Origin of the sequence: Comamonas sp. JNW, from assembly GCF_003105075.1 — a bacterium.
GTDB lineage: Bacteria > Pseudomonadota > Gammaproteobacteria > Burkholderiales > Burkholderiaceae_C > Comamonas > Comamonas squillarum.
Map to the genome: position 1 here is coordinate 21,261 of NZ_QETI01000013.1, position 18,191 is coordinate 39,451.

Consider the following 18,191-nt stretch of genomic DNA (forward strand, 5'->3'; position numbering starts at 1 on the left):
CTGCAGCCATGAAAGCCATTGTCTGCCGCAGCTTCGGCCTGCCCCGCGATGTGACCGCCGTCCAGACCACCGCCCCCCCCACCGCCTTGGCTCCTGACGAAGTGCTGATCGACGTGCACCATGCCACCGTCAGCCACGCCACCGGCCTCTTGATCGAGGGCAAGTACCAAAAGACCCCGCCGCTGCCCTTTGTGCCGGGCACCGAGGGCGTGGGCCAGGTGCTGCAATGCGGCAGCGCCGTGGCCCATGTAAAGGTGGGCGACCAGGTCGTGTTTATCTGCGACTGGGGCGCCTATGCGCAGCAGGCCAAGGTGCAGGCCAGCACCGTGTATGCGGTGCCGGCGGCGCTCGATCCACTGCGCGCGCTGGCGCTGCCGATCTCCTACGGCACGGCGTACACGGCCTTGCACTGGCGCGCGGCGCTGCGGGCGGGCGACAGCCTGCTGGTGCTGGGCGCGGGCTCGGGCGTGGGCGCGGCCGCCGTGGAGCTGGCCGCCCAGGTACCCGGTGTGCAGGTGATTGCCTGCGCCAGCAGCGAAGACAAACGCCAGGCCGCCTTGCGCCATGGCGCGCAGCATGCGGTCGATCCGCAGCACTTGATCGAGCAGGTCAAGGCGGTGACCGGCGGCAAAGGCGCGAGCCTGGTGTTTGACCCGGTAGGCGGTGACCTGCTGCTGCAGGCACTGCGCTGCACGGCGCAGAACGGGCGCATCGTCATCATCGGCTTTGCCAGCGGCACGATCCCCAAGGTGCCGATGAATATCGCACTGGTCAAGAACCTGACGATCCACGGCTTCTTCTATGGCCAGTACATCGGCTGGACGCCCGCCAACGAGCGCCAGCGCCATGCCGCAGCCATGCAGGCCATGATGGCCGCGCTGTTGGAGATGGCCCAGCGCGACGCCATCCATACCGACATCTCGCGGGTCTATGCCATGGACGAGCTGTGCGAGGCGCTGGACGCGCTGCACAGCCGCGAGGTGCTGGGCAAGGTCGCCCTACAAATACAAGGAGACAAGACATGACACAACGCCACTCCGCGCAGCGCCGCCAGGCCCTGCAATCGCTGCTGCATACCGGCTTAGGGCTGGCCCTGCTGGGCAGCGGCTTGCCCGCCGCCCACGCGGCATCGGCGGCCGATTACCCGGCCTCAACCATCAAGCTGGTGATCCCCTACCCGCCCGGCGGCCCCACCGATCTGGTCGGGCGCCTCGTCGCCATCTCGATGGGCGAGAGCCTCAAGCAGACCATCTTTGTCGACAACAAGCCCGGCGCCAGCGGCATGGTGGGCGCAGCCCAGGTCGCCAAGGCCCAGCCCGATGGCTACACCTTGCTGGCGAACGCCTCGCTGCAGGTGATCAACCCCTCGGTCTACGACAAGGTGCCGTATGACTCGTTCAACGACTTCGCACCGATCACGCAGATCGTCGATGTGCCGCTGGTGCTGGTGGTCAACAGCGAGCTGCCGGTGTCGAACGTGCAGGAGCTGGTGGCCTACCTGAAAAAGAGCAAGGCCAGCATCAATTTTGGCTCGGCCGGCAATGCCTCGTCGCAGCACCTGTCGGGCGAGCTGTTCAAGCTCAAGACCGGCATCGCGATGCAGCATGTGCCCTACAAAGGCAGCTCGCCGGCGCTCACCGATTTGATGGGCGGCCAGATCCAGCTGATGTTTGACTCCATGCCCTCGGCCATGCCCTTTATCACTTCGGGCAAGCTCAAGGCGCTGGCCGTGACCACCGCCAAGCGCTCGAGCTCGCTGCCGCAGATCCCGACCATGCAGGAATCGGGCATTGCCGACTACGCCACCAGCACCTGGTATGGCCTCTGGGCCCCGAAGAACACGCCGCCCGAGATCGTGGGCAAACTGGCCCAGGCCGCGCAGCAGGCCTTGCGCAAGCCCGAAGTGGCCGCGCAGTACCAGCGGATGGGCGCCGAGCCGGTGGGCTCGAGCCCGCAGGAGTTCTTGGCCTATATGCGCAGCGAAGAAAAGAAATGGGCCGAGATTGTGAAACGCTCGGGCGCAAGGGCCGATTGAGCCAAGGCGCCCTGCGCTGGAGCGGTCAGCCCACGGCGCGCAAGGCCACCACCGGCTTGCGCACCCACAACACCGCCGCTGCCGCCACCAGGCAAGCGGCGCCTGCGACAAACAACGCGGGCGAGTACGACGACAGCACCGAGCGTGCCAGACCTGCACCGTAGGCAGCGACGGCCGCACCCAGCTGGTGGGCGGCAAACACCCAGCCAAACACCAGGGCTGCGCGCTCGGGGCCAAACTCGCTGGCCACCAGCTTGACGGTGGGCGGCACCGTCGCAATCCAGTCCAGGCCATAGAACACCGCAAACAGCGACAGGCCGGCGATCGTGAACTCGGAGTACGGCAGCCAGAACAGCGACAGCCCGCGCAGCCCGTAGTACCAGAACAGCAGCTTGCGGCTGTCATAGCGGTCCGACAGATAGCCCGACAAGGTCGTGCCCACCAGGTCAAAAATGCCCATCATCGCCAGCACCGAGGCGGCTGGCACCGGGCCCAGGCCATAGTCACCGCAGAGCGAGACAAAGTGGGTCTGGATCAGCCCATTGGTGCTGAGCCCGCAGATGAAGAAGGTGCCCGCCAGTATCCAGAACGCCGGCACTTTGGAAGCTGCAACCAAGGTGCTGAACGGCAGGCTCCAGCTGGCGCGGGGCGCGGGGGCCACGGGCGCGGCAGCGGGGTCTGCGCCATAGGCGCTCAGCTGCATTTGCGCCGGGCTGTCGCGCATGAACAGCAGCACCAGCACCAGCACCACGGCCGATGCCGCGACGACTGGCAGCAGCGCCCAGCGCCAGCCGTACTGCGCAATCAGCCAGGCAGCGGCGGGCAAGAACAGCAGCTGGCCGGTGGCACTGCTACCCGCCAGCAAGCCCATGACCAGGCCCTTGCGCTGCACAAACCAGCGGTTGGCCACCGTCGCGCCCAACACCATGGCCGTCAGGCCCGTGCCCATGCCCAGCACAATGCCCCACAGCACAAAGGCCTGGCCCAGGTTGCGCATGATGAGGCCCAGCAGCAAGGCGCCGGCAATCACCGCTGCGGCCAGCGCCACCACGCGCGATACGCCATAGCGCAGCAAAATGACCGCGGCAAAGGGCCCGAGCAGGCCATACAGTGCAAAGCGGGTCGCAAACACCGAGGACAGGTCACGCACGCTCCAGCCAAACTCGACGGCCAGCGGCTGCATCAGCACCCCCGGTAGGCCCAACGCCGCCGAGGTGACCAGCATGGCCAAAAAGGTGATGGCGGCAATCACCCAGGCGTAATGGACGCCATGGCGCTGGAGCAGCACGGCGAGTCGGGAAGCGAGCATGTTATTTGGAGGTTATCGACGGAGGAGTTACAATGATAGCGATCACAATCAAAAACTGTCAAGCACAGCTTCAAGCAGGGTATTTGCGATGAAAGTCACCAAGGAACAAGCGCAACAGAACCGCCAGGCACTGCTCGATGCCGCCGCTGCCCTGTTCAAGGAACGCGGCATCGACGGCACCGGCGTGGCCGATATATGCCAACAGGCGGGCCTGACGCAGGGCGCCCTGTACAAGCATTTCAGCGACAAGCAGGACCTGGCAGCCCAAGCGCTGGCGCATGGTTTTGGGCAAGGCTTTGGCCGGGTCAAGCAGGCCAGCGAGCGGAGCGACCACGCGATGGCCACCTACCTGGACAGCTACCTGAACCCCAAAGTGCGCGATGACATGACCCGGGGCTGCCCGCTGGTCTCCACCGCCTGCGATGCCGGGCGCCAGAGCGAGGCGGTGAGCCGCAGCTTTCGCGATGGCTTTACCGAGCTGCGCGCCGGCATCGAGGCCGCCTTGCCGGCCAGCAGTGACCCGCAGCAACGCCAGGCGCTGGCCAGCACGCTGGTCGCCGCACTGGTGGGCGCGATGGCCATCTCGCGCGGCGTTGTCAAGGCCGATCAAGCGCTGGCCGATGAGGTACTGCAGCAGGTGCGCGCGGTGGTCGAAGGGCTGAGCGCCAAGCGCTGATCGATCGCCGCAACGCCAACAACAAAAGGCCGCCAACCCGGGTCACCTGGGTTGGCGGCCTTCTTTTAAGGCGGATCGCGGAGGCTGCATCACCTCAGCGGCAGAGCCCCATCAGGACTGCAGGTACACCACATGGCTATGGGTGTACTCGTAGAGGCCATGCTTGCCATCGGCGCCGCCCACGCCCGACTTGCGCACGCCGGCATGGAAGCCTTGCATCGCCTCAAAGTTCTCGCGGTTGATGTAGGTCTCGCCAAAGTCGATCTCGCGCATCGCCTGCATGGCTTTGGACAGGTCGCGGGTGTAGAGCGAGGACGTGAGGCCATATTCGCAGTCGTTGGCCAGCGCAATCGCCTCGTCCAGGTCCTCAACCACTTGGATCGGCAGCACCGGGCCAAAAATTTCCTTGCGCATGATCTCCATGTCGGCGCGGCAGCCCGCCAGCACCGTGGGCTGGTAGTGAAAGCCGGCACCCAGATCGGCGACCTGCCCGCCAGTGACCAGCTGCGCACCATCGGCCAGCGCACGGCGCACCTTCGCATCAACGCTGTCCAGGCCCTTCTGGTTGATCAGCGGTCCCATCTCCACATCGGTCTGCGCAATCGGGTCGCCATAGCGGGTCGCGGCCATCGCCTGGGCAATGCGTGCGGTAAATTCATCGGCCACCTGGCGCTGCACATAGACGCGCTCGGCACAGTTGCAGACCTGGCCAGTGTTGATGATGCGCGAATCGCGGATGGCCTTGACGGCCAGGTCCAGGTCGGCATCGGCCAGCACAATGGCAGGGGCCTTGCCACCCAGCTCCAGGTTGAGCTTGGTGATATGGGGCGCAGCGGCGGCAGCAATGCGCTCGCCGGTGCCCACGCTGCCGGTAAAGCTGATCATGTCCACGCCCGCATGGGCCGACAGCGCACCACCGGTGCCGCCCTGGCCATAGACCACGTTGAACACGCCAGCGGGCAGCTCGCACTGGGCCAGCAGCTCGGTAAAGGCATGGCAGTTGATGGGGGTCTCTTCACTGGGCTTGATGACGATGGTGTTGCCGGTGAGCAGCGCCGGCGCCATCTTGCGCGCGATCAGGAAGAAGGGGAAGTTCCAGGGCAGGATGCCCGCCACCACGCCCATCGGCTTGCGCAGCAGAAAGATCTGCTCGTTGACCCGGTCGCTGCTGATGACTTCGCCCTCAATGCGGCGCGCCCATTCGGCCATGTAGTCCAGGTAGTCGGCGGTGAAGTTCACCTCCACCTCGGCCAGGCCCAGCACCTTGCCCTGCTCCTCGGTGATGGTGCGCGCAATGCGCGCCACGTTCTCGCGCAGGCGAGCGGCAATGCGGCGCAGGAACTGCGCGCGCTCGATCGCCGGGCGGCGCGCCCAGGCTTTTTGCGCGCCGCGTGCCGCTGCAATGGCGCGGTCCACATCGGCTTGGGCTGACAGCGGCGACTGCGCCAGCAGCGCGCCCGTGGCGGGGTTGCGCACCTCGTGCAGCTCGGCGCTGTCGCTGAACGCACCGGCAATGTAATTGCGCAAAACAGGGGTGGTTGGCATGGGGTCGTCCTCAGTAGGTGGTAGAGACAATGGCGGGCTGGGTGGGCGCGCGGTAGCGTGCCAGGTTGGCCACGGCGGCCTGGCGCATCAGGCTGATATCGATGGCGACGGCCACAAAGCGGCAGCCCCAGTCGGTGTAGCGGCGCGCATCTTCTTCGCGCGGCGCCAGAATGCCGCAGGCCTTGCCATGGGCCAGGGTGGTCTCGATGGTGCGGCGTATGCAGTCCTGCACCTCGGGCTGGCTGGCATCGCCCGCATGGCCCATGCCGGTGGACAGGTCTGCCGGGCCGATGAAGACGGCATCGACGCCATCGACGGCCGCAATCTCCGCCGCATTCTCCACGCCCAGGCGCGACTCGATCTGCACGATGAGGCAGAGCTGCTCATGCGCAGTGCGGATGTAGTCGGGCACCGCATCCCAGCGCGTGGCGCGGGTCAGGCCCCCACCCACACCCCGGATACCATGCGGCGGGTAGCGCATCGCCTGCACCAGCGCGCGGGCCTGCTCAGCCGTCTCGACCATCGGCACCATCAGGGTCTGCACGCCAGCGTCCAGCAGCTGCTTGATCAGCACCGCATCGCCATGCACCGCCCGCACCACCGGGTGCGTGGCATAGGGTGCCACCGCCTGCAGCTGCGCCAGCAGCGTCGGCACGGTGTTGGGCGCATGCTCGCCATCCACCAGCATCCAATCGTAGCCGGTGGTGGCGATGATCTCGGCCGCATAGGGCGTGGCAAAACCGGCCCAGATACCGTAGAGCGGCTCGCTGCGGCGCAGCGCGGCCTTGAAAGGGTTCAATGGCAAATCCATGGATAGGTCTCCTGGGTGGGCAATCAGCGTTGGCCCACCGGTGTGTGATCAATCGGTAATCAATGCGTGTAGGGACGGTGCAGTTCGCAAGCCGGGTTCAGCTCCACACCAAAGCCGGGCTTGTCCAGTGCCGACAGGCGCATGCGGCCTTGCACAGGCACCGGCTCGCCCAGCAGCTGCGGGTGGAACATCGGCACAACCTCGTCGGCCTTGGGCGCCATCATCAAAAACTCGGCAAAGGGGCTGTTGTGGCGCGTGGCCACAAAGTGGTAGCTGTAGACGCTGGAGCCATGCGGAATCACCAGCGCCTGGTGGGCATCCGCCAGTGCCGAGATCTTCAAGAGCTCGGTAATGCCACCGCACCAGCCGACATCGGGCTGGATGATGTCGCAGCAACCCATCTCCAGCAGCTGGCGAAAGCCCCAGCGTGTGGCCTCATGCTCGCCGGTGGTCACCAGCATGCCGGTGGGCACGTTCTTCTTGAGGGCCGCATAGCCCCAGTAGTCATCGGGCGGCAGTGCCTCTTCAATCCATTTCAGGCCGTGGGCCTGGGCACCCTGGGCCAGGCGGGTGGCGTAGTTCAAGTCCAGGCTCATCCAGCAGTCCAGCATCAGCCAGAAATCGGGGCCCACGCGCTCGCGCATCGTGGCCAGCTCCTCCAGGTTGCGGCGCAGGCCTTCCTCGCCTTCGGCCGGGCCATGGTGCAGGGGCATCTTGCCGCCGATAAAGCCCATCTTCTGCGCCAGATCGGGGCGCGCGCCGGTGGCGTAGAACTGCAGCTCATCGCGCACCGCGCCGCCCAGCAGCTGGTGCACCGGCTCGCCGCGCACCTTGCCCAGCAAATCCCACAGCGCCAGGTCCACGCCGGAGATGGTGTTGATGACAATGCCCTTGCGGCCGTAGTACAGGGTGGACCAGTACATCTGGTCCCAGATGCGCTCGATGTCGGTGACCTTGGAGCCTTCCAGAAAGCGTGCCAGGTGCTTCTCGACGATATAGGCTGCGGGCTCGCCGCCGGTGGTGACGGCAAAGCCGACATTGCCTGCGCTGTCCTCGATCTCGACCACCAGGGTGCCCAGCACATTGATGCCAAAGCTGCGGCGGCTCTGGCGGTACTCGGGGTACTTGGCCATTGGCGTGGCGATGTGGTCGTCGATCCAGTGGCCATCGGCCTGGTCGTGGTAGTCGGCACCGCCCCCTTTGAGGGTATAGGCGCGCACTTGCTTGATGGTGGGGATCTGGCTCATGGTGGTGTTTGCTCCTTATGCAATTTAGGCAGCGGCCCGGGGCTGCAGCGCAGCGGGCGCCATGCGGGCCCGGATGCCCAGCACCAGCAACGCTGCCAGTACCGTTGTGCCTGCCAGCAGGTACAGGCCTGCGGCGGGTGAGTGGAAATGGCCTTCGGCCCAGTTCTTGACGATGGGGGCGACAAAGCCGCCAACCGCACCCAGCGAATTGATCAGCGCAATGCCGCCCGCTGCGGCAGCACCTGCCAGCGTGTTGGCTGGAAAGGTCCAGAACACCGGCTGCACCGCGATAAAGCCGGCCGCCGCAAAGCACAGCGCGGCAACACCCAGCAGCGGGCTGGAAAAACTCACCGATGCGGCCATGCCGATGGCGGCGACGAGCAAGGTCATGCTGGCCACACTGCGGGGCTTTTGGCTGCGCTGGGCAAAGCCGGGCACCCACCAGGCGGCCAACAGTGCGCAGAGCCAGGGGATGGCCGAGACCAGGCCGACTTGCAGACCCACCTTGGTGCCCAAGAGGCCTGCCACCTGGCTGGGCAGGTAGAACACCACGCCGTAGACGCTGGCCTGGATCAGCAGATACACGAGGGCCAGGTACAGCACGCGCGGCTGGCACATGGCAGCGAGCAGGCTGTGCTGGTGACCGCCCTTGGCGCGCTCTTCGCTGTCGATGATGTCCTGCACCTGGCGGCGCTCGTCGGCCGTCAGCCACTGGGCATCGGCCGGGCGGTTGGTGAGGTAGAAATACGACCAGATACCGACGGCCACGGCCATCAGGCCTTCGACCGCAAACAGCCATTGCCAGCCATGCCAGCCACCCATGCCATCGAGCTCCAGCAGCAGGCCCGACAAGGGGCTGCCAAAGATAAAGGCCAGCGGCGCGCCGAAGTAGAAAAAGCCCATGGCCTGCGCCCGGTGCGCGGCCGGGAACCAGTAGGTGAGGTACAGGATGACGCCGGGGAAGAAGCCCGCCTCGGCCACGCCCAGCAGGAAGCGCAGCACATAGAAGGTGGTCTCGTTATGGGCAAACATCATCGCGGCCGACACCAGGCCCCAGGTGACCATGATGCGGCACATCCAGATGCGCGCGCCGATGCGGTGCATGATCAGATTGCTGGGCACTTCCAAGAGGGCATAACCGACAAAGAACACGCCAGCGCCAAACGCGAAGGCGGCGTCGCTGATGCCGGTATCGGCCTGGAAGGCCACCTTGGCAAAGCCCACATTGGCCCGGTCCAGAAAGGCCATGATGTACATCAGCAGCAAGAAGGGCAGCAGGCGCCAGGAAATCTTGGCGAGCAAGGGAGCGGGGAGTTTTTTCACGACAAATCCTTAAAGACAATGCGCGGCCTGAACGCCGGCCAAATGGCGGGCGCTGCGGGAGCGAGAAAGGAGAAGGCGGCGCTGGCAAGCCAGCGCCGATGGGGCGCGGCTTGCGCTAGCGCCGTCGTGAGGCGGGGGGTCTGAAAAAAGTGTGCGCGAAGGCGTTCATGTTTGTCTCCTGAAAGGTCATTCGTTCTTGTGTGGAGCTGAATGTACGCGCATGATTGATGCCTAACAAATCAAATTTCAGTCATATCCGATACTTTTTATTTATGTCTGTAAAACCTGCTTTAACGGCCGCGCCACCGCTGCAGCGCAGCCTGCTCAACCGCCTGCGCTACAAGCACCTGCACATGCTGGTGGCGCTGGGATCGAGCCTCAATCTGCACCGCGCATCGATCAGCCTGGCGATGTCGCAGCCCGCTGCCACGCGCATGCTGCGCGAGATCGAAGACATGTTTGGCTGCCAGCTATTTGAGCGCCTGCCGCGCGGCATGCGCCCTACCGCGCTGGGCCTGCAGCTGGTGCGCTTTGCCGAGGCCTCGCTCAACAGCCTGGACCGCTGCGCCGAAGACCTGGCGGTGCGCCGCCAAGGCGGCTATGGCTACCTGGCGATCGGCACCATCATGGGGGCAGCGCCCGACCTGGTGATGACGGCCGTGGCCCAAATGAAAGCGCAGAGCCCGCAGCTGCGCCTGCGCATCATGGGCGATACCAGCGACCAGGTGCTGCGCCTGCTGGACCAGCGCCGCATTGACCTGGCCATTGCCCGCCGCCGCATTGCCGGCGACAGCGAGGCCTATGACTTTGAGGCGCTGGGCAACGAGCGCTTGCTGGTGGTGGTGCGCAGCGGCCATGTGCTGGCGCGGCGCCGCAAGCTGAGCTGGGAGGAGCTGGTGCGCGACTGGCCCTGGATCTTGCAGCCGGCCAGCACTCCGGCACGCATCGCGCTGGACCAGCTGCTGCACAGCCTGGAGCTGCCGGTGCCGGCCGATGTCACCGAGTGCAGCTCCGTCTACTCGATGCAGCAGTTGGTGCAGCTGACGGACGCGGTGATGCTGCTGTCGGACTCGGCCTTGAAGGACTATCTGCGCATGGGCCTGGTCAAGACCTTGCCAGTGCAGATCGATATACCGATGGCCCCGTTTGGCATGCTGACGCGCAAGGACCAGGAGGCCTCGCAGGAGCAGCAGAGCTTTATGGATCTGCTGCGCGCGCAGGCCAGGCGCCTGGCGGCTTGAACGCTGCTGGAGTTCAGGCCAGATCCAGCGTTTGCAACAGCGCTGCGAATGCCGCGCGATCCGCCCCCTGCAAGGTGTGCAACGGCAGCGGCAGGCAGGGTGAGCGAGCCAGGCCCATCAGCTCGGCTGCGGTGGCAACCGAGCGCAGGCTGCCGCCCTTTTGCTGGAACCAGGACCACAGCGGCGCCAGGCGGTGGGACAGCTCCAGCGCCTGCGCCGTATCGCCAGCCAGCGCAGCGCGCGTGATCGCCAAGGTGGTCTGAGGCCAAAGGCCACCGATGACCGAGTACCAGGCATCGCAACCGGCCACCAGGCCCTTGGCACCCAAGGCATCGCCACTGACGCCAATGCTGACATGGGCGGGCACGACAGCGCGCAGGCGCTGCACACGCGCCTTGGCCTCGGCCGCATCGGCCGGCACGCCGGGGATCTTGATCGAGCCGATATGGGGCAGCTGCGCAATGCGGCCATGCAGCGCATCGCTGAACTCAAAGCGCGTGGCGCCGGGGTTGTCGTACACAACAATGGGCACCGACACCGCACGCGAGACGGCCTGGTAGAGACCATAGACCTCGTCGTCAGACAGCTTTTGGTAGGAGACCGGGGCCAGCAGCAGGCCACTGGCACCGGCCTTTTGTGCGTCGTCGGCCAAGGCCAGCACATCGCGCGTGCGCAGTGCGCCAATGCCCACGACCACCGGCACGCCCTGGGCCTGCTCCACCGCCAGCGCCGCCACCTGGGCCCGCTCGGCACGCGAGAGATAGGCATAGCTGCCGGTGGAGCCCAGCGCGCCGATGGAATCGACACCGGCTGCCACCAGGCGCTGCACCAGTTGCGCAAATGCCGGCATATCGATGCCGCTCTCATCCATCGGGGTCAGCGGAAACGCACTCAAACCTTTGAACATTCTTTTTCCCAGTCAAAACAGATGCCGCGCCCGAGCTGGGTTGCGGCCAAGCCCGGATTGTGCGGCGGCCGCTTCTGGTTAAAAATAGCCAGTTTTCAACAAAATCACTGGTCCAGTTTCTCACCATGCCAGCACCCTCGTCCACCCGTCCCGGCAGCCGCAGCCTGTACCGCGACCTCCGCGCGCGCATCGGTGATGGCAGCTACGCGGCCGGCACCGCCCTGCCCTCGACGCGGGTGCTGGCCGCTGAGCGGGGCCTGTCACGAGGCACCGTGAGCCTGGTCTATGAGCAACTGGCCTCGGATGGCTTTGTCGACACCCGGCCCGGGGCCGCGACGCGCGTGGCGGCGGGCGCTGCTGACCGCATCCGCACTCAGGGCCGGGCTGACGACGCTACCGAGCCCCATCGCCAGATGCCCGACAGCGATCGCCTGTCCGCCTTTGCCCAGCGCCTGCAGGCCATGCCCCTGCGCCCGTCCGCGCCCGATCCGGCCGGGGTGATCGACTTTGTCTACGGGCCGCTGGCGGGCAGCGATTTCCCGACCCTGCAATGGCTCAAGGCCTTGCGCCGGGCCGAGGGCCAGCGCAGCCAGCGGCTCGAATACGCGACCCCGCTGGGCGCGCCCGAGCTGCGCCAGGCGCTGCAAAAACACCTGCATCAGACCCGGGACATACGCTGCAGCACGGAGCAGATCCTGGTCGTCAACGGCTCGCAGCACGCGCTCGATCTCTGTGCCCGCCTGCTGCTCAACCCTGGCGACCGCGTGGTGGTCGAGAACCCCGGCTACCGCATGGCGCACCAGGTGTTTGCGGCGTATGGCGCGCAGCTGGTCTGCGCCGATGTGGATGACGATGGCCTGCAGACTGCGCAGCTCGCCGCGCTGACCGCACAGGCGCCTGCCAAGCTGGCCTATGCCACGCCTGGCCACCAGTTTCCACTGGGCGGCTTTTTGCCGATTGCCCGCCGCCATGCCCTGCTCGATTGGGCGCGTGCGCAGCGTTGCTGGCTGATCGAGGACGACTACGACAGCGACTACCGCTATACCGTGCGGCCCGAGCCCAGTCTGTGGTCGCTCGACCGCGCGGACTGCGTGATCCATGTCGGCACCTTCTCCAAGACCTTGTCGCCCCAGCTGCGACTGGGCTATATGGTGCTGCCCCCAGCGCTCGCAGGCCTGTTTGCGCAGGCCAAGCTGCTGACCGACCGCCACAGCGCCACCGGCCCGCAGCGGGCGCTGGCCCAACTGATCGACGACGGCAGCTATGCCCGCCATGTGCGGCGCATGCGCCGCAAGCAGCAGGCACGCCAGCAGGCCTTGCTGCAGGCGCTGGAGCGGCATCTGGGCACGCAAGTGCGCATCCAGGGCGCGGCCAGCGGCCTGCACCTGGCCGTGTGGTTTCCCGCGCTGCCCGCCAGCTGCGAGGCGCAGTTGGTGCAGGCGGCAGCGCAGCGCGGCGTGCGCGTCTACCCGATCAGCCCGCTGTACCTGCAGTCCAGCAGCGCGCAGGCAACGCACGCCGTAGCCGGTGTGGTGATGGGCTATGCGCTGCTGGATCTGCCCGAGATTGAGCGGGGCGTGGAGCAGCTTGCCCAGGCGCTCAGGAGCCTGCGCTGATCAGGCATCCCACTGCAGGCAGCGCATGCTGATGGTGCCGGACTGAAAGCCCTCAAACACCTGGCGCGCCGGGCCACTGCCATGGGCAGCGCCCAGGGCATAGAGCAAGGGCCAGTAGTGGTCGGGCGTAGGCACGGCCATCCTGGCCGAGGCATGCAGCTGCTGGTAGGCCACCAGGGCCTCGTGGTTGCCCGCCAGCAAGGCCTGCTTGGCCGCTTCGTCAAACTGCTGGGCCCAGTCGCGGGCGGCCATCAGCCCTTCGGGCGCGCCGCGCACCGTTGCGCGCAGGTTGTGCACGATATTGCCGCTGCCGATGACCAGCACGCCCTGCTCGCGCAAGGCTGCCAGCTCCTTGCCCACGGCATAGTGGTAGGGGGCAGGCTGGTTGTAGTCGATCGAGACCTGGAACACCGGCACATCGGCCTGGGGGTAGAGGTGGTGCAAGACGGTCCAGGTGCCGTGGTCCAGCCCCCACTGGTCCGTCAGCTGCGCCTGGCCGCTGCGCACCAGCGCGGCCGCCTTGGCCGCGAGCGCTGGGTGGCCAGCGGCCGGGTACTGCATTGCATGCAGCTCGGCCGGAAAGCCGGAGAAATCGTGGATGGTGGCGGGCTTGTCGTTGACCGTCACGCCGGTGCTGCCGCGCGTGAGCCAATGGGCCGACACCACCAGGATGGCGCTGGGCCGGGGCAGGCTGGCACCCCAGCGTTGCAGGTGCTGGGTAAAGGGGTTGGCGCTGATGGCATTCATCGGGCTGCCATGGCCGATGAACAGCACCGGCATTTTGCGCGGCGGCTGCGGGCTGCGGGCCAGGGCTTGGCCCATCGGCAAAAGAGCGGCCATCACCGCAGACAGACTGCCGGACAGGACCAGGGAGCGACGTGACAACATGGGGCGTGGAGGAAAAACAAAGGGCCGCAGTCTGAGGCGGCAGAGGGGCACAAGTTCCGCCGCAGCCCCCAAAGAAAAATGCAGTGCTTGCCCAGGGCATGCACTGCATTGGCTTTGGAGCATCAGGCGGTCAACACATCAGATGCTGGCGTTGTCGATCACAAAACGGTAGGCCACATCGCCGCGCAGCATGCGCTCATAGGCCTCGTTGATCTGCTCGGCCTGGATCAGCTCGATGTCCGCCACAATGCCGTGCTCGGCGCAGAAATCGAGCATCTCCTGCGTCTCGGGGATACCGCCGATCAGCGAACCGGCGAGGCTGCGCCGCTTCATGATCAGGCCAAACACACCGGGCGAGGGATGCGGGGTAGAAGGCGCGCCCACCAGGGTCATCGTGCCATCGCGCTTGAGCAGGTTGAAGAAGGGGTCCAGGTCATGCGGGGCCGCAACGGTGTTCAGGATGAAGTCCAGGCTTTGCGCATGCGCGGCCATCTCATCGGCATGGCGTGAGACCACGACCTCGGCAGCGCCCAACGCCTTGGCCGCATCGCGCTTGGATTCGGACGTGGTGAAGGCCACCACATGCGCGCCCATCGCGTGGGCCAGCTTGATGCCCATATGGCCCAGCCCGCCAATGCCCACCACCCCGACCTTGTGGCCTGGCCCCACGCGCCAGTGGCGCAGTGGCGAATAGGTGGTGATGCCTGCGCACAGCAGCGGCGCAACAGCAGCCAGCTGGGCCGGTGGGTGGCTGACGCGCAGCACATAGCGCTGGTGCACGACGATGCTTTGCGCATAACCACCCAAGGTATGGCCCGGCGCATCGGCCGTGGGCCCGTTGTAGGTGCCCACCATGTGGTTGCAGTAGTTCTCCAGCCCCATGCCGCAGTCCATGCAGTGCTGGCAGCTGTCCACAATGCAGCCCACGCCTACCAGGTCCCCGGGCTTGAAATCGCTCACATCGGAGCCGACTGCCGCGACCTCGCCGACAATCTCATGCCCGGGCACACAGGGGTAGAGCGTGCCCGCCCATTCGGAGCGCACCTGGTGGATGTCCGAGTGGCAGACGCCGCAATAGGCAATGCGGATCTGCACGTCCTGGGCGCCCGGCGTGCGGCGCTCGATGTTCAGGGCTTGCAGGGGTTGGTCACCCGCGTGGGCGCCATAGGCTTTGACGGTCATGATTGAAGGTCCTATTCCGTTCGTGGAGGTCACCGCGACTGCACAGACTTGACGACCAAGCTGGCACACGCTCAAGGCTGCGGTTGCCAGAGGCAACCGCAATGATGACAGCGTGCAGGCAAATCCATCTTACGCCCTCCATATAGCAGATATGCCTATGCGTGGTCGGCGACCCCAGAGCGTCTTGACGGGCCTCAAAATACGCATTGCCCTTTTAAGCACAGGGTTATTTGAGAATAATTCTCATTTGCGAATATGATGCACCCAAGGTTCAGCGATTGCCGCCGTTCCTTGTTTCATCGTGGGGCGACCTACTGGGTTTTCACTCCAGTGGTCGTTTTTGCTAGCCAGCGGTTCTCCATGTAGCCAGGCATTTTTTTCACGTTGAAGCGCTCTCGCCGTCTTTGCGACGCGCTCCGCCCAAGTCCTTCCAATGGACCTTGCCAGGTCTGTGCTCCGGAAGCAGGCATATGCCCTCGCGGCATGGCGATCCTCTCCCCTGTCTCGTTTATTGCTCAGCGGATGCGCTGTCAAGCGCCTCCTTGTGCAGCGCTTTCCTGTCGCCCGGTGCTGCTGACGCCATCCGGCTATACCCGATGACATAAAAAGTATGCAAGTGCTAACATCCACTCCAATCATCTGGAGTTGGTATGAGAATATTCATTTCATGGATTACTAAATCACTGATCGCTGTGGCTGCCGCGCTGGGCTTGCAGGCCGCGCAGGCACAGGGCCTGCTGTTCACGCCAGGCAGCATCAACTTCAGCAACACGGCGGCGGGCAGCGTATCGGCAGCGCAGAGCGTCACGGTGGAGTACCAGGGACCCACGCCGTTCATACTGAATGTCAGCAGCGTCACGCCGCCTGCAAACTCCGCCTTCACGGTCGTGGACAGCAGCTGCGCTGCAGGCCCCTATCCGCAATTCACGCCTTGTACGATCAGCTTTACGTTCACTGCGCCGGCTGCTGCGGGCCCTGTCACAGATGCCTTCCGCTTTGAAGTCGACAATCTTGGCACCCAGTCCATCACCCTGAACGGCTCCTCGGATGGCGCCACGCCCCAGTCCATCACCTTCAGCTCCACCCCGCCCAGTCCTGCCCCTGTGGGAGGCAGCTACGATATTGCAGCCACCGGCGGTGAATCGGGCGAGCCGGTTGTTTTCTCCATCGATCCCTCAGCGGCTGCGATTTGTTCGGTCACGGGCAACACGGTAAGCTTTCTCAGCGTGGGCACCTGCGTGGTCAATGCCAACCAGGCAGGCAATGGCGCCTATTTCGCAGCCCCTCAAGAGCAGCAAAGCTTTGCGGTGACCGCGGCCCCGACCGCCAACCCCGGCACGCCCGAACCTGTGCCCGCACTGGGCGCCTGGGCAGCGGTGCTGCTGTCCAGCTTGGTGGCGGTGGCCATGGTGCTGGTGCAAACGCGGCGCAGGGTTCAGCCAGCTTAACGAACCCATAGCACCTCCAACTGCTGCCTGGCCTGCGCCACCTCCAGCGTCACCTCATCTCCCTCAGCCTTGCCCAGCAGCGCCTGGCCCAACGGCGCTTGGCTGCTGATCACCTGGATGGATTCAGCGCCGATGACCAGCTTCATGTTGCCCCCTTCAGGGCCGAGAAAGATCTGCTGCTGTCTCTCGTCCGCATCCAGCAGGCAAACCAGCGCGCCCAGCTGTATGCCCCTGCTGGCGCTATAGGGCTGCGGGCAAAAAAGCCGCCAATGGACCAGCGCCTGGTGGATGGCCTCAGCGCGCCGCGCCTGGCCCGTCGCCAGGTAGGCCGCCTCCAGGCCCAAGGTGTCGTACTTGTTCTCGGCAATATTTTCCTCGTGGGTCGCCGCTTCATGCGCCGCACTCACCGCCTGCTCGACCTGCTGCAGGTCATCGGCCAGCCGCTCCAGCACCAGCTGCTGCAGCAAGGATTTATCCACCATGAAAGAGGCCTCTTGAACAAGTTGGGGGGATGATTATGAACCGGCATGGGTTGGTCATTGCCAGACTCAGGGGCTGTGTGGAGCCGCTGGACAGAGGGTGCAGCTGCTGCTGCCCAGAATGACCTTCTTGTCATGGGTACATTCGGCAATACACCAAACGCCGCGCGCACCACCGACAATAAAAAAGCCACACAGCATCAAAAATGATAGCTGTGCAGCCAATGAATCTGGTAGGGCGTGAGGGACTTGAACCCGCGACCAAAGGATTATGAGTCCTCTGCTCTAACCAACTGAGCTAACGCCCCGGTACCACCACCTGCCAGAAGCCCTGGCGAGTGAAGCTTTGCATTCTAGCGTCTATTTCGGATGGCTCAGTGCGTTGGATACGAGCTTGGAGGTGATTCCAACGATCTGGATCATCTTCTCGTAGGGCATGCGTTTGGGGCCGATGACGCCCAGGGTGCCGACCACCTTGCCGTTGACCTGGTACGGCGTGCTGACGACCGACAGCTCCTCGACGGACAGCAGCTGGCTCTCGCCACCGATGTAGATTTGCACACCTTCTGCGCGGTTGGAGTTCTCCAGCAGGTGCAGGATCTGGGTCTTTTGCTCGAACAGGTCAAAGGCCCGGCGCAGGTTGGTCATGTCGTTGCTGAAATCGCTAACGGCCAGCAGGTTGCGCTCGCCAGCAATCACCAGTTCATGCGGCGCTTCTTGGGCGCCTTCATCCACATTCACGGCCGCCAGCATCAGTGCGGCGATCTCGTCGCGCAGGCTGTCCACTTCCTTGCGCAGCAGCTGGCGCACCTGCTCCATAGCCAAACCGGCGTAATGGGCGTTGAGGTAGTTGGCCGTCTCAATCAGCTGGCTTTGCGAGTAGTCCGACTCAGTGAAGATCACCCGGTTCTGCACATCGCCCTCGGGCGAGACCAGGATCAGCAGGATGCGCTTTTCCGACAGGCGCAAGAACTCGATATGGCGGAACGACGAGCTTTTGCGCGGCGCCTGCACCACGCCCACGTACTGCGACAGCTCCGAGAGCACGCCAGCAGCGCTGGTGATGACCTTTTGCGGCTGCTCGGGCGCAATCTCGGCCGACACCACCTGGTCCGGGTCTACGGTCAGCATGGTGTCGACAAACAGGCGGTAGCCCTTGGCCGTGGGGATGCGGCCGGCCGAGGTGTAGGGACTGGCAATCAGGCCCAGGCCTTCGAGGTCGGCCATCACATTGCGGATGGTGGCCGGCGAAAAGTCCAGCCCGGGCGCCTGCGTGAGCGCGCGCGAGCCCACTGGGTGGCCATCCGCTATATAGCGTTCCACCAAGGTTTTGAGCAGCAGCCGAGCGCGGTCATCGAGCATGGGCGCATTTTATCCGTGTCCTTGGCGCCAGCAGCCGCGTTCGGGCCAGAACCAGGGATACCCAGAGGATTCCAGCCAGCAGCCGGACGCCAGAGATGGCTACCACGCACCCGACTTATGGC

Annotated in this window: 16 protein-coding genes and 1 tRNA gene; 6 read left to right on the forward strand and 11 right to left on the reverse strand. The window is 65.2% G+C overall.

What is annotated here, in order from left to right:
• The first annotated feature begins 8 nt into the window (after positions 1–8).
• Both DCO45_RS17440 and DCO45_RS17445 read left to right on the forward strand, forming a co-directional pair.
• Positions 9–1,025 carry an NADPH:quinone oxidoreductase family protein gene (locus tag DCO45_RS17440; protein ID WP_116927016.1) on the forward strand — a complete coding sequence of 339 codons (1,017 nt, stop codon included), beginning with the start codon at positions 9–11 and terminating at the stop codon, positions 1,023–1,025.
• Positions 1,022–2,035 (forward strand): tripartite tricarboxylate transporter substrate binding protein, encoded by a 1,014-nt coding sequence (locus tag DCO45_RS17445; protein WP_116927017.1) that lies wholly within the window; start codon positions 1,022–1,024, stop codon positions 2,033–2,035. Before DCO45_RS17440 ends, DCO45_RS17445 begins: the two co-directional genes overlap by 4 nt.
• Before the next feature lie 25 nt (positions 2,036–2,060).
• On the opposite strand, the gene DCO45_RS17450 is transcribed toward DCO45_RS17445, so the two are convergent.
• On the reverse strand, positions 2,061–3,344 hold the full coding sequence (locus DCO45_RS17450; protein WP_116927018.1) for an MFS transporter: 1,284 nt from the start codon (positions 3,342–3,344) through the stop codon (positions 2,061–2,063).
• An 88-nt stretch (positions 3,345–3,432) separates the two neighbouring features.
• Here DCO45_RS17450 and DCO45_RS17455 point away from each other — a divergent pair, with 88 nt between their 5' ends.
• A complete protein-coding gene (locus DCO45_RS17455) occupies positions 3,433–4,020 on the forward strand; it encodes a TetR/AcrR family transcriptional regulator (RefSeq protein ID WP_165841222.1) in 588 nt (195 codons plus the stop codon).
• Positions 4,021–4,131: 111 nt separating this feature from the next.
• Here the strand turns inward: DCO45_RS17455 and aldA are convergent, their stop codons facing one another.
• From aldA to DCO45_RS17475, 4 genes are read right to left on the reverse strand one after another with little or no spacing between them, the layout of a single operon-like run.
• Positions 4,132–5,565, reverse strand: coding sequence for an aldehyde dehydrogenase (gene aldA, locus DCO45_RS17460; protein WP_116927020.1), 1,434 nt, complete (start codon positions 5,563–5,565; stop codon positions 4,132–4,134).
• Between the two features lie 10 nt (positions 5,566–5,575).
• The gene (locus tag DCO45_RS17465; protein ID WP_116927021.1) at positions 5,576–6,376 is read right to left on the reverse strand and encodes an HpcH/HpaI aldolase/citrate lyase family protein; all 801 of its coding nucleotides are present in this window, start codon (positions 6,374–6,376) and stop codon (positions 5,576–5,578) included.
• 59 nt (positions 6,377–6,435) lie between these two features.
• On the reverse strand, positions 6,436–7,623 hold the full coding sequence (rhmD, locus tag DCO45_RS17470) for an L-rhamnonate dehydratase (RefSeq protein WP_116927022.1): 1,188 nt from the start codon (positions 7,621–7,623) through the stop codon (positions 6,436–6,438).
• A gap of 24 nt (positions 7,624–7,647) precedes the next feature.
• Entirely contained in the window at positions 7,648–8,946 is a 1,299-nt protein-coding gene (locus tag DCO45_RS17475) for an MFS transporter (protein ID WP_116927023.1), read from the reverse strand.
• Positions 8,947–9,218: 272 nt separating this feature from the next.
• Between DCO45_RS17475 and DCO45_RS17480 the strand changes: the two genes are divergently transcribed.
• Positions 9,219–10,187 (forward strand): LysR family transcriptional regulator, encoded by a 969-nt coding sequence (locus DCO45_RS17480; RefSeq protein ID WP_243419405.1) that lies wholly within the window; start codon positions 9,219–9,221, stop codon positions 10,185–10,187.
• 13 nt (positions 10,188–10,200) lie between these two features.
• Here DCO45_RS17480 and DCO45_RS17485 read toward each other — a convergent pair whose 3' ends face one another.
• Complete coding sequence (locus DCO45_RS17485) at positions 10,201–11,094, reverse strand: dihydrodipicolinate synthase family protein (RefSeq protein ID WP_116927025.1); 894 nt, start codon at positions 11,092–11,094, stop codon at positions 10,201–10,203.
• A 125-nt stretch (positions 11,095–11,219) separates the two neighbouring features.
• Between DCO45_RS17485 and DCO45_RS17490 the strand changes: the two genes are divergently transcribed.
• Complete coding sequence (locus DCO45_RS17490) at positions 11,220–12,710, forward strand: PLP-dependent aminotransferase family protein (RefSeq protein ID WP_116927026.1); 1,491 nt, start codon at positions 11,220–11,222, stop codon at positions 12,708–12,710.
• Here DCO45_RS17490 and ygiD read toward each other — a convergent pair whose 3' ends face one another.
• Positions 12,711–13,598 carry a 4,5-DOPA dioxygenase extradiol gene (gene ygiD / locus DCO45_RS17495; RefSeq protein WP_116927027.1) on the reverse strand — a complete coding sequence of 296 codons (888 nt, stop codon included), beginning with the start codon at positions 13,596–13,598 and terminating at the stop codon, positions 12,711–12,713.
• Positions 13,599–13,736: 138 nt separating this feature from the next.
• A complete protein-coding gene (locus DCO45_RS17500; RefSeq protein ID WP_116927028.1) occupies positions 13,737–14,780 on the reverse strand; it encodes an NAD(P)-dependent alcohol dehydrogenase in 1,044 nt (347 codons plus the stop codon).
• Positions 14,781–15,430: 650 nt separating this feature from the next.
• Between DCO45_RS17500 and DCO45_RS17505 the strand changes: the two genes are divergently transcribed.
• Positions 15,431–16,228, forward strand: a complete 798-nt coding sequence (locus DCO45_RS17505) for a hypothetical protein (RefSeq protein ID WP_133248194.1) — start codon at positions 15,431–15,433, stop codon at positions 16,226–16,228.
• Here the strand turns inward: DCO45_RS17505 and DCO45_RS17510 are convergent.
• The 3 genes from DCO45_RS17510 to hrcA form a co-directional block, all read right to left on the reverse strand.
• Positions 16,225–16,707, reverse strand: a complete 483-nt coding sequence (locus tag DCO45_RS17510) for a GreA/GreB family elongation factor (RefSeq protein WP_116927106.1) — start codon at positions 16,705–16,707, stop codon at positions 16,225–16,227. The two genes, DCO45_RS17505 and DCO45_RS17510, sit on opposite strands and share 4 nt — an antisense overlap.
• Before the next feature lie 231 nt (positions 16,708–16,938).
• Positions 16,939–17,015: transfer RNA gene (locus tag DCO45_RS17515), tRNA-Ile, on the reverse strand.
• 52 nt (positions 17,016–17,067) lie between these two features.
• Complete coding sequence (hrcA, locus tag DCO45_RS17520) at positions 17,068–18,069, reverse strand: heat-inducible transcriptional repressor HrcA (protein WP_116927030.1); 1,002 nt, start codon at positions 18,067–18,069, stop codon at positions 17,068–17,070.
• Positions 18,070–18,191: the final 122 nt, after the last annotated feature.